Origin of the sequence: Veronia nyctiphanis, from assembly GCF_004116385.1 — a bacterium.
GTDB classification, from domain to species: Bacteria; Pseudomonadota; Gammaproteobacteria; order Enterobacterales; family Vibrionaceae; genus Veronia; species Veronia nyctiphanis.
Genome location: NZ_PEIB01000012.1, coordinates 1 through 13858, shown reverse-complemented (window position 1 = coordinate 13858; position 13858 = coordinate 1). Strand labels below are relative to the sequence as shown.

General features: G+C 48.9%; 10 protein-coding genes, 2 tRNA genes and 3 pseudogenes. 2 read left to right on the top strand and 13 right to left on the bottom strand.

Annotation, left to right across the window (positions count from 1 at the left end; all coding sequences use genetic code 11):
* Nucleotides 1-2: 2 nt before the first annotated feature.
* From rlmH to leuS, 5 genes and pseudogenes are all read right to left on the bottom strand, one after another.
* Nucleotides 3-473 carry a 23S rRNA (pseudouridine(1915)-N(3))-methyltransferase RlmH gene (gene rlmH / locus CS022_RS11185; protein ID WP_129122344.1) on the bottom strand — a complete coding sequence of 157 codons (471 nt, stop codon included), beginning with the start codon at nucleotides 471-473 and terminating at the stop codon, nucleotides 3-5.
* Nucleotides 474-477: 4 nt separating this feature from the next.
* The gene (rsfS, locus tag CS022_RS11180) at nucleotides 478-795 is read right to left on the bottom strand and encodes a ribosome silencing factor (RefSeq protein WP_129122343.1); all 318 of its coding nucleotides are present in this window, start codon (nucleotides 793-795) and stop codon (nucleotides 478-480) included.
* Between the two features lie 130 nt (nucleotides 796-925).
* Nucleotides 926-1945, bottom strand: a complete 1020-nt coding sequence (holA, locus tag CS022_RS11175) for a DNA polymerase III subunit delta (RefSeq protein WP_129122342.1) — start codon at nucleotides 1943-1945, stop codon at nucleotides 926-928.
* A complete protein-coding gene (locus CS022_RS11170; RefSeq protein WP_129122341.1) occupies nucleotides 1942-2607 on the bottom strand; it encodes an LPS-assembly lipoprotein LptE in 666 nt (221 codons plus the stop codon). The genes holA and CS022_RS11170 overlap by 4 nt, the downstream gene beginning before the upstream one ends.
* A gap of 12 nt (nucleotides 2608-2619) precedes the next feature.
* Nucleotides 2620-5192, bottom strand: a pseudogene (gene leuS, locus CS022_RS11165) (leucine--tRNA ligase).
* Between the two features lie 107 nt (nucleotides 5193-5299).
* On the opposite strand from leuS, the gene CS022_RS11160 reads away from it, so the two are divergent.
* The gene (locus CS022_RS11160; RefSeq protein ID WP_129122340.1) at nucleotides 5300-5776 is read left to right on the top strand and encodes a zinc ribbon-containing protein; all 477 of its coding nucleotides are present in this window, start codon (nucleotides 5300-5302) and stop codon (nucleotides 5774-5776) included.
* 101 nt (nucleotides 5777-5877) lie between these two features.
* Here the strand turns inward: CS022_RS11160 and CS022_RS11155 are convergent, their stop codons facing one another.
* From CS022_RS11155 to miaB, 6 genes and pseudogenes are all read right to left on the bottom strand, one after another.
* Nucleotides 5878-6462, bottom strand: coding sequence for a lipid-binding SYLF domain-containing protein (locus tag CS022_RS11155; RefSeq protein WP_129122339.1), 585 nt, complete (start codon nucleotides 6460-6462; stop codon nucleotides 5878-5880).
* A gap of 86 nt (nucleotides 6463-6548) precedes the next feature.
* Nucleotides 6549-8087 carry an apolipoprotein N-acyltransferase gene (lnt, locus tag CS022_RS11150; RefSeq protein ID WP_129122338.1) on the bottom strand — a complete coding sequence of 513 codons (1539 nt, stop codon included), beginning with the start codon at nucleotides 8085-8087 and terminating at the stop codon, nucleotides 6549-6551.
* An 8-nt stretch (nucleotides 8088-8095) separates the two neighbouring features.
* A pseudogene (gene corC / locus CS022_RS11145) lies at nucleotides 8096-8961 on the bottom strand (CNNM family magnesium/cobalt transport protein CorC).
* A gap of 20 nt (nucleotides 8962-8981) precedes the next feature.
* A complete protein-coding gene (ybeY, locus tag CS022_RS11140) occupies nucleotides 8982-9446 on the bottom strand; it encodes an rRNA maturation RNase YbeY (RefSeq protein WP_129122337.1) in 465 nt (154 codons plus the stop codon).
* A pseudogene (locus CS022_RS11135) lies at nucleotides 9447-10531 on the bottom strand (PhoH family protein).
* 79 nt (nucleotides 10532-10610) lie between these two features.
* The gene (miaB, locus tag CS022_RS11130) at nucleotides 10611-12035 is read right to left on the bottom strand and encodes a tRNA (N6-isopentenyl adenosine(37)-C2)-methylthiotransferase MiaB (RefSeq protein ID WP_129122336.1); all 1425 of its coding nucleotides are present in this window, start codon (nucleotides 12033-12035) and stop codon (nucleotides 10611-10613) included.
* A gap of 329 nt (nucleotides 12036-12364) precedes the next feature.
* Here miaB and CS022_RS11125 point away from each other — a divergent pair, with 329 nt between their 5' ends.
* A complete protein-coding gene (locus CS022_RS11125) occupies nucleotides 12365-13561 on the top strand; it encodes a 2-octaprenyl-3-methyl-6-methoxy-1,4-benzoquinol hydroxylase (RefSeq protein ID WP_129122335.1) in 1197 nt (398 codons plus the stop codon).
* A gap of 94 nt (nucleotides 13562-13655) precedes the next feature.
* Here CS022_RS11125 and CS022_RS11120 read toward each other — a convergent pair.
* Together CS022_RS11120 and CS022_RS11115 are read right to left on the bottom strand one after the other, a co-directional pair.
* Nucleotides 13656-13730: transfer RNA gene (locus CS022_RS11120), tRNA-Gln, on the bottom strand.
* 36 nt (nucleotides 13731-13766) lie between these two features.
* Nucleotides 13767-13853 (bottom strand) — tRNA-Leu (locus CS022_RS11115).
* Between the last annotated feature and the right edge of the window lie 5 nt (nucleotides 13854-13858).

The following is a 13858-nucleotide window of genomic DNA, read 5'->3' as shown; positions in this document are numbered from 1 at the left end:
CACTATTCCCTGTGGTATGGATGATTAGCCGTAATGCTCCACGCACGGTAGAGGCTTTCTGCCATCACCACGCGAACAAGCGGGTGGGGCAACGTCAAGGGCGACAAAGACCAGCTTTGATCTGCTGCCGCCTTGCAAGCAGGCGCGAGGCCTTCTGGGCCACCAATTAGGATAGAGACGTCTCGGCCATCGAGTTTCCAACTTTCAAGCTGGCCTGCTAATTGTTCGGTATCCCAGCGTTTACCCGGAATATCCAAGGTAACAATGCGATTGCCGCGATTGACGGCAGCTAGCATGGCTTCGCCTTCTTTCTGTAAAATACGCGCAATATCTGCGTTTTTTCCGCGTTTTCCAGCAGGGACTTCAATCAATTCAAGTGGCATGTCTTTCGGAAAACGCCGACTGTATTCTTTATAGCCTTCTTCAACCCATTTTGGCATTTTTGTGCCAACGGCAATCAGTTGAATTTTCATTGACTTAGTTCCAGAGTTTTTCCAGCTGGTAAAGTTCCCGCTGTTCTTCCTGCATCACGTGAACCATCACGTTCCCTAAGTCCAAAACGACCCACTCGCCTTCGCGTTGGCCTTCCATACCAAGTAGCCCGACTTCTGCTGCTTTGGCCTCTTCGGCAACATGGTCAGCAATAGAAGCAACATGGCGTTTAGAGTTTCCGGTACATAGAACCATATAATCAGTAAGGCTGGATGTGTCTCTTACATCAAGTGTGACAATGTCTGCGGCTTTCATGTCGTCGGCTTTGTCGGCGACAAAATGTTGAAGCTGTTCTGAAAGCAAAAGTTACCTCTCAAAGGGTCGAAATAGTAATAATAGCCATTCTCCGCCACCTTCAATGTGGCAGAGCGCAAAAGTATAACATTGGAAAGGTGTAAAATAACCAGAGTTAATTATTGGCTCAGTAACTGAGCTATCTCTGTTGGCTAACGGGGTTGGAAAACAGAATACAAAACTCTGCTAACAGGCTCCATGGTTGACTGCCGTAGTCAGTCTTCACCATCAGTTCAATGTCGTTGAGTTTGCCAAGAAGTATCATTAGCTTCGGCAACGTCAGTCGATGTAAGGCCGAGGTTAATGGTGGTCTTCGCGCTTGCCAGACTTTGAAATGATCAAATATCTTACCCAACGGCATGCCATTTTGTCCGTACTCCTGCATTTTGCAAAGCTGGACCAATTCTTTTTGGATCACTCGAAGCAAGATGGTGATTTCAACGCCTTCTCCCTCAAATTGCCTCAGAATGTTGACCACCCGCTTGGGCTTGCCCTCAATCATGGCATCTGTCAGCTGGAAGGGCGTGAAGTGGTTATGCCTCGATAAGCTCTCTTGAAGCCGAGGTAGGGTCAGATTGCCATCTGGAAATAGCAGCTGCAATTTCATCAAACTTTGGGCAAGCGCCATTAAGTTACCTTCATGCCATTGCGATAGCATCATGACGGATTCATGGTCTGGCTTCAGGCCGAGTGCATGGCATCGATTCTCGACAAACTTGGGTAATTGCCGCTGGTCTGGTGTATTGCAGGGAACATAGGTGCCTTGATTGGCAAACAAAGTGAACCATTTTGCTGACTCCTGCTTTTTGTTTAATCTCGGGCCATCAAGAATAAGCAATATATCTTGATGAAGCAGGGGCTGGAGTTCCTTCAGGGAATTAGCCTGACTGGTCGTTAAGGCGTTATCGGGCAAGTTGAGAATGATGATCTGACGGGCTGAAAACAGGCTCATTGCCTGACAAGAGTCGTAGACATCATTCCAATTGAGCTGAGCATCAACAGAAAATCGATGAACTTCTTCAAATCCCTCCGACTTTCCTTTTTGAATGACAGCTTCCGCGCTCTCCTGCTTAAGGAGCGGCTCGTTACCGAAAATAAGGTAATTACCCACCAAGCCTTGCATTAAGCGTTGTGGAAGCTGTTCTGGGTAGGTTCTCATTTCGAGTTATCACCATCATCACCGCTTTTGAATAGCTCAGGTAAAAGAACACTGTCATCTTTCCCTTCAAAGCGGTTTTTTATCGTGATTGATCCATCCTGACCTTCGTTTTGGATCTTCTCAATCATTTCCTCAGCGGCCTGCTTTTTCTCGTATTCTTCGACGTACGTTTTAATACGTGTCAGTTGGCGCATCATTTGTTTGGTCGCTTCGGTTCTTAGTTCAGCGGCCAACATATCTTGCTCGACAGACTTTGCCAGTGCAGTCAGCGGGTTGTCGAGATAACTTCTATTGAGCGATGCCGAAAAGTTGTAATTACCTTTGCCCGGTACTGTCACACTGTAGCGGGCAGTGTAGGTAAAGGCTTTTTCCGCCACCCGGCTGCTTTGATACAAAGACAGTGTTCGCTCGCCGTAGCTTTCGCTGATCAGATGCAGGTTGGTGATGTTGCTTGCGGGCAGCGTCAATTTGATACCATGCTCTTGCAAAAGGTAGCGCATTTCACGGGTAAGCGGCCCGTACTGGTCGAAGCTGGTGACAGAGAGCTTATCAAGCTCAGGAGGAAGGTTGTAGCTGCCTCGCAGGTGGAATCCGCAAGACGCGGTGGTCAGAGCGACCACCACGACTATCAGGCTCCGAAGTGAACGAAAAATCGAATTCACCGGAGACTCCCTTTAGTTGGCAACGATGTTGACCAGTTTACCCGGTACGTATATGACTTTACGCACAGTTTTGCCGTCAGTAAATTTGACGACATTCTCGTCTGTCTGTGCCATGTCTTTCACGGCATCTTCAGCGGCATCGGCAGCAACTGTGATTTTCGCACGCAGCTTGCCGTTAACCTGAACGATGATCAGTTTCTCGTCTTCAACCATGGCATCTTTGTCTGCTTCTGGCCACGCAGCGTCATCGATGTTGCTCTGACCCAGCGCTTCCCACATTTTGAAGCATACGTGTGGCGTGATTGGGTGCAGCATCAGGGTGATCGCTTTCAACGCTTCTTCCAGAATCGCACGGTCGTTATCAGACTCCTGTGGCGCTTTGTTCAGGCTGTTCATCAATTCCATTACAGCGGCAATCGCCGTGTTGAATGTCTGACGGCGGCCAATATCATCGCTCACCTTGGCAATGGTTTTGTGAACATTGCGACGTAGCGCTTTTTGATTGCCATTAAGTGATGCGATATCCAGTGCTGGCGCGTCGCCTTTCGCTGTGTGTTCGAAGACAAGCTTCCATACACGCTTAAGGAAACGGTTTGCACCTTCAACACCAGACTCTTGCCACTCAAGCGTCATGTCAGCAGGAGAAGCGAACATCATGAACAGGCGAACCGTATCTGCACCGTACTTATCGATCATCACCTGTGGGTCGATACCGTTGTTCTTCGACTTCGACATTTTGGTCATACCGGAGTGAACAACTTCTTTGCCGTCTTTATCAACCGCACTGGTGATTTTACCTTTCTGATCGCGTTGAACGGTAACCTCAGTCGGTGAAACCCATACCTTGGCACCTTTTTCATTGGTGTAGTAATAGGCATCACTCAGCACCATGCCCTGACACATCAGACGCTTGAAGGGCTCATCGCTGTTGACCATTCCGGTATCACGCAGTAGCTTGTGGAAGAAACGTGCGTATAGCAGGTGCATACAAGCATGCTCGATACCACCGACATATTGGTCAACAGGCAACCAATAGTTTGCTGCATCAGAATCCAGCATCTGGTCAGCTTTGGGAGAGCAGAAACGTGCGTAGTACCATGATGATTCCATGAAGGTATCAAAGGTGTCCGTCTCGCGAAGTGCAGGTTGACCATTAAATGTGGTCTGCGCCCAGCTTTTATCTGATTTGATTGGGCTGGTTACGCCGTCCATCACGACGTCTTCAGGCAGGATGACTGGAAGTTGGTCAGCAGGGACTGGATGTACTTCACCGTCTTCTGTCGTCACCATTGGGATTGGCGAACCCCAATAACGCTGACGTGATACACCCCAGTCACGCAGGCGGAAGTTAACCGTCTTATTACCTTTGCCTTCTGATTCCAGCTTGGCGGCAATCGCATCAAAGGCGTCTTCGAAGTTCAGTCCGTCAAACTCTCCTGAGTTAAACAGAACGCCTTTTTCGGTATATGCCGCTTCAGAGATATCCAACTCGCTACCATCAGCAGGCTTGATCACGCCTTCAATGGCGATGCCATACTTGGTTGCGAACTCATAGTCACGTTGGTCGTGGCCCGGTACTGCCATGACCGCACCTGTGCCGTAATCCATCAGAACGAAGTTAGCGACAAACACAGGTACTTCACGGCCGTTTAACGGATGGATAGCAGTCAGACCGGTATCCATGCCCTTCTTCTCCATGGTCGCCAGCTCAGCTTCAGCAACCTTGGTGTTTTTACATTCGTCAACAAATGCAGCAAGCATTGGATTATTTTCCGCTGCAATGGCGGCCAGAGGGTGGCCTGCTGCAATCCCCACGTAAGTCACACCCATCAGGGTGTCAGGGCGGGTAGTGTAAACTTCCAGATCGTTTTGACCTTTCACTTCAAACTTGAGTTCGACACCTTCAGAGCGACCAATCCAGTTACGTTGCATGGTTTTAACCTGATCAGGCCAGCCATCCAGATTATCGATGTCATCAAGAAGCTCTTGTGCGTAGGCGGTGATTTTTACAAACCACTGTGGAATTTCTTTTTGTTCGACAGGCGTGTCACAACGCCAGCAGCAGCCATCTTCAACCTGCTCGTTGGCTAGTACGGTTTCGTCGTTCGGACACCAGTTGACGGATGACGTTTTTTTGTAAACCAGCCCTTTTTCGTAAAGCTTGGTGAAAAACTCTTGTTCCCAGCGGTAATATTCCGGCGTACAGGTCGCAAATTCACGGTCCCAGTCATAGCCAAAGCCCAGCATTTTCAGCTGGTTCTTCATGTAATCGATGTTCTCGTAAGTCCAAGGTGCAGGAGCAACATTGTTTTTTACCGCTGCATTCTCTGCAGGCAGACCAAAAGCATCCCAGCCGATAGGTGCATGACATTTTTACCTTGCAGGCGCTGATAGCGCGCTATGACGTCACCGATAGCATAGTTACGCACATGCCCCATGTGGAGACGGCCACTTGGGTAAGGGAACATGGAAAGACAGTAAAATTTTTCTTTGTTAGCGTCTTCTTTTACTTCGAAAGTTTTCTTGTTGGCCCATTCAGACTGAACTGATGGCTCAATGTCCTGTGGACGGTATTGTTCTTGCATCGATGACATCCGGGAAATTGTGAGATAGGTTTATATAGTTCCAGACTAATCGACATAGAATAACTAAAGGCAGAAGCAGCAACAACACTTGAATGCAGGGGGAGGCCATGTCAGACCAAAAACCGGAATATCAGGTACTTGTTGAGCGTGTAAAAGACGCCCTCGAACACACACCTGATGAATTAGAGCGATGGGTGGCATTAACCGAAAGATACGTGTCAGCAGCCAGAGAGATGACTCAGGATGAACTGGCTTTGATTCAGTCTTATTTCAAACGCGATGTGCAGGAGTTCGGCAGCCAATACGAAGAGTCATCAGAACAGCCTGATGTCTTTACAGAATTGGTGAAAGACTCGCTGTGGGAACAGCTTGCTGAGATAACAGACAAGACCCAGCTTGAATGGACAGAGATCTTTGATGACATTAAACATCACGGGATTTATGAAGCGGGTGAAGTGGTTGGCCTTGGCATTTTAGAGTGTGAGAAGTGCGGTAATCAAACACGTCATAACCATGTTGGCGTGCTACCGACCTGCGTCAATTGTGGTAATCGTTTTTTCAGTCGTCACACTTACCCAGCATAAAATCTCTTCGTGCATGGAAAGGAAAAAAGAGCGGACATGAAAATGTCTGCTCTTTTTTAAGTCATTGTCGACATTGATGCCAAGAAAGTAGAGATAAAGAATCAGAGATCTTTTATTTCAAAATGTTGACCCGCGATAGCCGCCTCGACCATCAGTCCGCCTTTATTCTGGGTAAAGACGGCAGTGCCATTAACGTATCTCGCTTTATATTCGTGAACACTTGAGCCTGCAGTAACACCTTGCGTACCTGCTGAGGCAGCAGCGCCCTCCGTCAGCACTGATGCTGAGGCTTGGGCACTCAATGCCATTGACCCTGACATGAAATCGTCAAATGTCTTCGCGTTTTCGAAGAACAAGATTTCACTGAATGCCTGACCGCCAAACGCAAAGCCGACCGAGACTTGCTTTAATTCAGTTTTTGCAACCGCTACGTGTTTTTTATAAACAATTCCCTTGCCGTAAGCACCGCCAACCCAGAAAGCTCCTTTTCCGACGGAAGGAAAAACCGCATAACCGTAGGCATGCTCAAAAAACGGAGTGAGCTCTGGAAAGCGCTTGAAGCTCTCAAGCGTCGTTTCAGCCTCGGAGACCAGTGCGGGTTTTTGCGCGCTGCTGCTTACACACCCCGATAAGATGCTGATAAATATCAGCGCAAACAGGATCTTTATCATTCGTAGGCTTTGCATTGTTTGTCCTCCGTGACGTAAGTTTCGCATTGCCAGTCAATATGTTGACAACAATTTGCGCGAAATGTTGCTTATGCGCCTTACCTTTATTGCTGCCCGGCTTTGTCTTTATTGCGTCGCTTCATCGTAGATAGCAACACAATGCCCATGCATAGCGCGACCCAGATATTCAGGGGCCATTCGCCGATACGGGTATAGGGTGTTTCACCTTTTGTCGTCAGTACATCAGCACGCAGGAAAGTCTTCTCAAACTGCGGGATCTCTTCCTGAATATTGCCTTTGTAGTCGATAGCTGCCGTAAGACCTGTGTTGGTCGCTCTTAGCACTGGCTTACCATTCTCCAGTGCCCGCATCCTTGCTATCTCCAGATGCTGGTGTGGGCCGATAGATTTACCAAACCATGCGTCGTTTGATAGAGTTAGGATGAAATCTGTGTCCTCGTGAATATTGGCTCGGACCTGCTGATGGAAGAGTATTTCGTAGCAGAGTGCTGTCGCGAGCTTATAACCTGCTGCATTGAGATTGGGCTGAATGTATTCCCCTGGTGTGAAAGAAGACATCGCCAGATTGAAAAAGGGTGCGAGAGGGCGCAGCCATTCCTCAAACGGGACAAACTCACCGAAAACCAATAGGTGATGCTTGCTATACACCTCTTTTGCTGGGTATGCGTAACTTGTCGTGCCATTACTGCCCAACGTAACAACGTTGTTAAAGTAACGGCCATCTTTATGTTGGTCGAGGACACCAGTCACCAATGCCGTATTGTTGTAACGTGCCGCTGCATCAATGCGTGAGAGAAAATCAGGTACATCTCTCTCAAGCGCGGGTATGGCAGCTTCTGGCCAGATGACAATATCAGCATCCCAGTTTTGCCGTGTCATGTCTTGATAGCTCAGCAGGGTTGGCCAGCGCTGGCTCGGTAGCCACTTCAGTTTCTGCGGGATGTTGCCTTGTATCATTGCAATTTTAACGGGCTTCTCGGTGACGGGTGCTACCCATTCGACCTTACCAAGCCCGAAAGCTCCGACAATAACGACAACAATTGGTGCAAGGAAAACCGCACGTTTTTGCGTTATCAACAATACACAAGCGCCAGCGATCAGCATCATTGCCAGCGTTATACCTTGAACACCCAGTAAAGGCGCAAGCGATGCTAATGGGCTGTCTATCTGGCTGTACCCCGGCCAAAGCCAAGGGAAGCCCGTGAGTATCCAGCCTCGTAACCAATCGACAACCAGCCAAAGAGCGGGAGCAAAAATCAACAATGAAAGGGTGTCGGGTAAATGCGGAAAACGCCGTAGGACATAGGCAAAAAGAGACGGATAGAGAGACAAGTAAAAAATCAGCAAGCCAATAAGCGAAAGGCCAACAGGGAGCGGCAGGCCACCGAAGTGATAGATAACCTCATAGACCCAGGCTATTCCTGTCCCAAAGTGTCCAAGGCCCCATAAAAGCCCCAGCATTGCTGCGTCTTTGGCCGTTTGTCTATGAAGCACCAATAGCAGGCATATGAGGGCAAGGATTGTGGCTGGCCAGATGTTATAGGGAGCAAAGCCAAGCGTGGCAAAAGCGCCAGAAAAAACGGCCACAATGGGCCGTTTAAGTTTATTTATTGTTGAGAGCATATCTGTGCTTACGCTGTCTCTTCGGTTGTGATGTCAGGAATAGTAACCTGTAACTGAATGATGCGTCGACTGTCTGCTGCGGTCACTTTGAAGTGGAAGTTATCGATGTCCACTTCCTCGCCTCGGGCTGGTAAATGCCCAAAGCTGGTCATGACAATCCACCTATCGTATCGACATCATCATCTTTGAAGTTTGAGCCAAACTTCTCGTTGAAGTCTTCCAGAGTGGTCAGTGCTTTTACCGAGAACGTATGCTTGCTGAGGCGGCGGATTTCCTGCTCGTCCTCATCGTCATATTCATCCTCAATTTCACCGACGATTTCTTCCAGAATGTCTTCAATGGTCACCAAGCCTGATACACCACCGAACTCGTCGACAACAACCGACATGTGGTAGCGTTCTTCCTGGAACTCTTTGAGAAGGCGGTCAACACGCTTACTTTCAGGCACCAAGTCTGCAGGTCGCAGGACTTTGTCCATATCGAACTCATCACTGTCCGGACGAAGGTAACGGAGCAGATCTTTTGCGAGCAGAATGCCCTCAACATGATCCTTGTCGTCACTGATCACCGGATAGCGCGAGTGCTGCGCATCGATAATGGTGGAGATAATTTCTTCGAGAGGTTGGGAGCGCTCTATGGTCACCATCTGCGAACGGGGTATCATGATGTCCCGGATACGCATTTCGCTGATCTGCATAACGCCTTCCAGCATGCCTCGGGTTTCCTCGTCAATCAGCGCGTTTTGCTCTGAGTCGCGGAATACATCAACCAATTCCTGCCTGTCTTTCGGCTCTCCCTGAAAGATCTGGCCTAATCGTTCGAAGAAGGTCTTTCTACTCGGACCTTCAGAGCTTTGTGAGTTGTCTTCGTTCATCAGTTCTTTACAAAGTCAATTTATACGACATCTTCAGCGTAAGGGTTAGGAAATCCAAGTTCATCCATGACGGTGACTTCAAGCGATTCCATTTCTTCCGCTTCTTGATCGTCAATATGATCATAACCTAGCAGATGCAGACTGCCATGTACAACCATGTGGGCCCAGTGGGCAAACAGTTCCTTGTTTTGTTCCTTTGCCTCGCGTTCGACAACCTGACGACAAACAACAAGATCACCGAGCAAATCCAGTTCGATGCCCGGATGGGCATCAAATGGAAAAGACAACACATTGGTTGGCTTATCTTTGCCTCGATAATCTCGGTTGAGTGTCTGGCTTTCAAACTCATCAACAATCCGTACTGTGACTTCAGCTTGTTGGCGAAAAGGCTTGATAGCCTGTTCAAACCATTGCGTCAGCTGTGTTTCAGTCGGCAGGTTGTCGGTGTCTGATGTGGCAACCTGAAGGTCAAGGAAATACGTCATTTACGGTTGTTTCTCTTCTGTTGGTGCGCTTTGTTGCGATGCATTCAAAGATTGCTCTCGCTCCTGACGGCGGCGTTTCTCCGCTTCTTTGCGCGCTCTGGCATCTTCAGCTTCCCAGACGTCATAAGCTTGAACGATACGTGCGACAACAGGATGACGAACCACGTCATCTGCTTGGAAGAAGTTGAAGCTGATCTCATTCACTTCGGCAAGCACTTCAATCGCATGACGCAGGCCTGAACGGGTGTTTCTCGGCAAGTCTATCTGAGTAACATCGCCTGTAATCACTGCTCGGCTATTGAAACCAATACGCGTCAGAAACATCTTCATTTGCTCGACTGTGGTGTTTTGGCTTTCGTCGAGAATAATAAAGGCATCGTTGAGCGTCCGCCCACGCATGTAGCAAGCGGTGCTACTTCAATCACGTTGCGTTCAATCAGTTTCTCTACACGCTCAAAGCCCAGCATTTCGAACAACGCATCATAGAGCGGTCTCAAGTAGGGGTCGACTTTCTGACTGAGATCACCCGGCAGGAAGCCAAGCTTTTCACCTGCTTCCACAGCAGGACGTGTCAGCAGGATGCGACGAATTTCCTGACGCTCAAGCGCATCAACAGCGGCAGCGACCGCCAGGTACGTTTTACCTGTACCTGCAGGACCAATACCAAACGTGATGTCATGCGTGATCATGTTGCTGATGTATTGTGCCTGGTTTGGCGTACGCGGCTTGATCACACCCTTTTTGGTCTTGATGTTGATTTCTTTACCATAAGGGATGGATGACTCTGTGCTTTGCTCAAGCACACCGGATTCTTTGATCGCTAGGTGAACCTGTTCAGGCTCTAAGTCAGGAAAATTGCCTTTTACCGGCGCAGTCTCAACATACAGGGATTTAAGAATGTCGATGGCAGCGGTAGCAGTGTGCGCTTTTCCTACGACGGAAAAATGATGGCTGCGATGGTTGATTTCTACGCCAAGACGGCGTTCGAGTTGCTTGATATTGTCATCAAAAGGTCCGCACAGGCTTGCCAGTCGTGTGTTATCGGCAGGTTCCAGCGATACTTCTAGGGTTATAATTTTGTTCAACGCTATCCTCGCAATGGTTGCTGGCAAGTAATTTCACCAGCAACTGTCGGTTTAGGCCGTTACGGCTGTCCTATTCCTATTAAGGAGTATACACGCCAACGCCAAGTTCATCTTCCTTGCGCGTTTTGGCCATCATTTCCGCAGGTGAAACAGCGACCCGCAGGTTCATGTCTTTCTCAGTTCTTACCAATTCACCACGCAGTGAATTAGGCATCACTTCGGTGATTTTTACATCAACGAACTGTCCGATCAAATCTACCGAGCCTTCAAAGTTAACCACTCGGTTGTTTTCAGTACGTCCGCGAAGCTCCATCAGATTCTTACGAGATGGTCCTTCTACCAGAATACGTTGCTCGGTAGCCAGCATTTGGCGTGAATAACGCATTGCCTGACTGTTTATCTGCTGCTGAAGTTCGTACAGGCGCTCTTTCTTGTCTTGCTCTGGCGTATCGTCCGGCATGTCAGCGGCGGGTGTACCCGGACGCGGTGAATACACAAAGCTGAAGCTCATATCGAAATCAACGTCGCGGATAAGCTTCATGGTTGCTTCAAAGTCTGCCGCAGTTTCACCCGGGAAGCCTACGATGAAGTCAGAGCTGATAGCGATCTCTGGACGTGCTTCACGCAACTTACGGATCTTGGATTTGTATTCGATCGCAGTATGTGGGCGTTTCATCATTGTCAGAATACGGTCTGAGCCACTTTGCACGGGCAAGTGCAGGAAACTAACCACTTCGGGTGTATCGCGGTACACCTCGACAATGTCGTCGGTGAACTCAATTGGGTGGCTGGTGGTGTAGCGAATACGGTCGATACCATCAATGGCGGCAACGTAACGAAGCAGTTCTGCAAATGAGCAAATGTCACCATCATGCATTTCACCACGGAAGGCGTTAACGTTCTGACCCAGAAGGTTTACTTCACGAACGCCTTGCTCTGCCAGCTGGGCAATCTCAAATAAGACATCGTCTAATGGGCGGCTGACTTCCTCACCACGCGTGTAAGGGACGACACAGAAGGTACAATATTTAGAACAGCCTTCCATGATAGAAACGAATGCCGTTGGGCCTTCAGCGCGTGGCTCTGGCAGACGGTCGAATTTTTCGATTTCTGGGAAGGATATATCCATCACCGGCGCGTCATCTTCGCGCGATTGCTTGATCATTTCAGGCAAGCGGTGAAGGGTCTGTGGGCCGAAGATAACGTCAACAAAGGGTGCACGCTCACGGATATGATCGCCTTCCTGAGTAGCAACACAACCACCCACACCGATCACCACGCCGGGCTTCTGATCTTTTAAGTTCTTCCAGCGACCGAGTTGGTGAAAGACTTTCTCCTGCGCTTTTTCACGGATAGAACAGGTATTAAGAAGCAGTACATCCGCCTCTCCCGCCTCTTCGGTCAGCTCGTAGCCGCCAGCCGCGTTAAGCAAGTCAGCCATTTTTGATGAATCGTACTCGTTCATCTGGCAGCCCCAGGTTTTGATCAGCAGTTTCTTTGCCATGTAACGTATGCTCACATTAGATTTATCGCACCGGTCAGTTTCCATCACGCGACTGTTATCAGACAGGGGTGATGAAACGCCGAAATTCTTTCTGCTTTACGGCTATCACGTCGTCTTTGACTGAGCATAGCCTTAGCAAGCCGCGTATTGTACTGTTTTACATCAAGGCTGACCAGATCACGTTCTATTCAATTAGCGACTGTAATTTCTGCTTTCCATTGATCTGGAAAGGTCGCTTTCGTGTTTCAAGACGTTAGAATGCACTCAGGTACTTTGTTGGTAAGGTTTATGATGAAAATAAGTCTGTCAGCAGTTTAGGAAAAGAATGAATGAAGCAATATGACATCATTGTTGTCGGCGGCGGTATGGTGGGGGCTGCGACGGCGCTCGGACTCGCCAGACAGGGTAAAACTGTCGCCCTGGTCGAGCGCATAGCGCCTGAACCTTTTGACGCAAACCAACCCATGGATCTGCGGGTCTCAGCAATCTCTCCGGCATCGGTTGAACTACTGAACTCTCTGAAAGTTTGGGACAGTATCCGAAGTATGCGTTTGTGTCCCTATCGCCGATTAGAAACATGGGAACATGAAGACTGTCGTATCCGTTTCAGCAATGACAATATCGAATTAGATCACTTGGGTTTTATCGTTGAAAATCGATTGATTCAACTGGGGTTTTGGCAAGCCTGTGAATCGCAGGAAGGGTTAACCTTGTATTGTCCCCACACCATAACATCGTTTTCTGGGACCGAAAGCGGTCATAAGGTTGTACTCGACAATGGCAGTGAACTGCATGCGGCGTTATTAGTCGGCGCAGATGGTGCGAACAGTCGGGTCAGGGATTACGCCAAAATCGGTGTCACCGCGTGGGATTACCGCCAGCACTGCATGTTGGTCAATGTTGAAACGGAATTGCCTCAGCAAGACGTCACATGGCAGTGGTTTACCCCAAGCGGACCGCGTTCATTTCTTCCTTTGCCGGGTCATCAGGCGTCGCTGGTCTGGTATGACAGCCCAGAGCGCATTCGTGAGCTGACAGCCATGGATAATACTGCTTTGAAACAGCAAATTGTGACTTATTTCCCTCAAGAGCTGGGGGAGATTACTGTCATCAACAAAGGGGCGTTTCCGCTCACCCGTCGGCATGCACAGCGCTACCATCACCATCAGGTTGTGATACTCGGCGATGCGGCGCACACCATCAACCCTTTGGCCGGACAAGGCGTAAATCTGGGGTTCAAAGACGTTGATGCACTGCTTGATGAAGTGGCCGCAGCAGGTGAGCGGTGGCGTGACAATCAGGTTCTCGAAAATTACACGCGTCGGCGACGCACCGATAATTTGTTGATGCAAACCGGAATGGATGTTTTTTATGCTGGGTTCAGTAACGATATTGGCCCGCTGAAGTTACTGCGAAATATCGGTATGAAGTTTGCGGAAAACAGCGGCCCGATAAAAGAACAAGTGCTGAAGTACGCATGGGGCTATAGAAAACTGGTATTTTCTACCTCAAATAAAGCCTGCTGAATGCGGGCTTTTTTGTGGCAAAGATTCTAGGTTAAATCTTGGTTGAATAGGCTAACTACAAAAAAAGCCCGCCATTGGCGAGCTTTTGAAAGAGTGGCTGGGGTACCAGGATTCGAACCTGGGAATGACGGGATCAAAACCCGTTGCCTTACCGCTTGGCGATACCCCAATACCTGAAGTATACGCAATCCAATCGAAAAACGATTGGTGCGAGGGGAGGGACTTGAACCCTCACGTCCTTGCGGACACTAGCACCTGAAGCTAGCGCGTCTACCAATTCCGCCACCGTCGCATCGT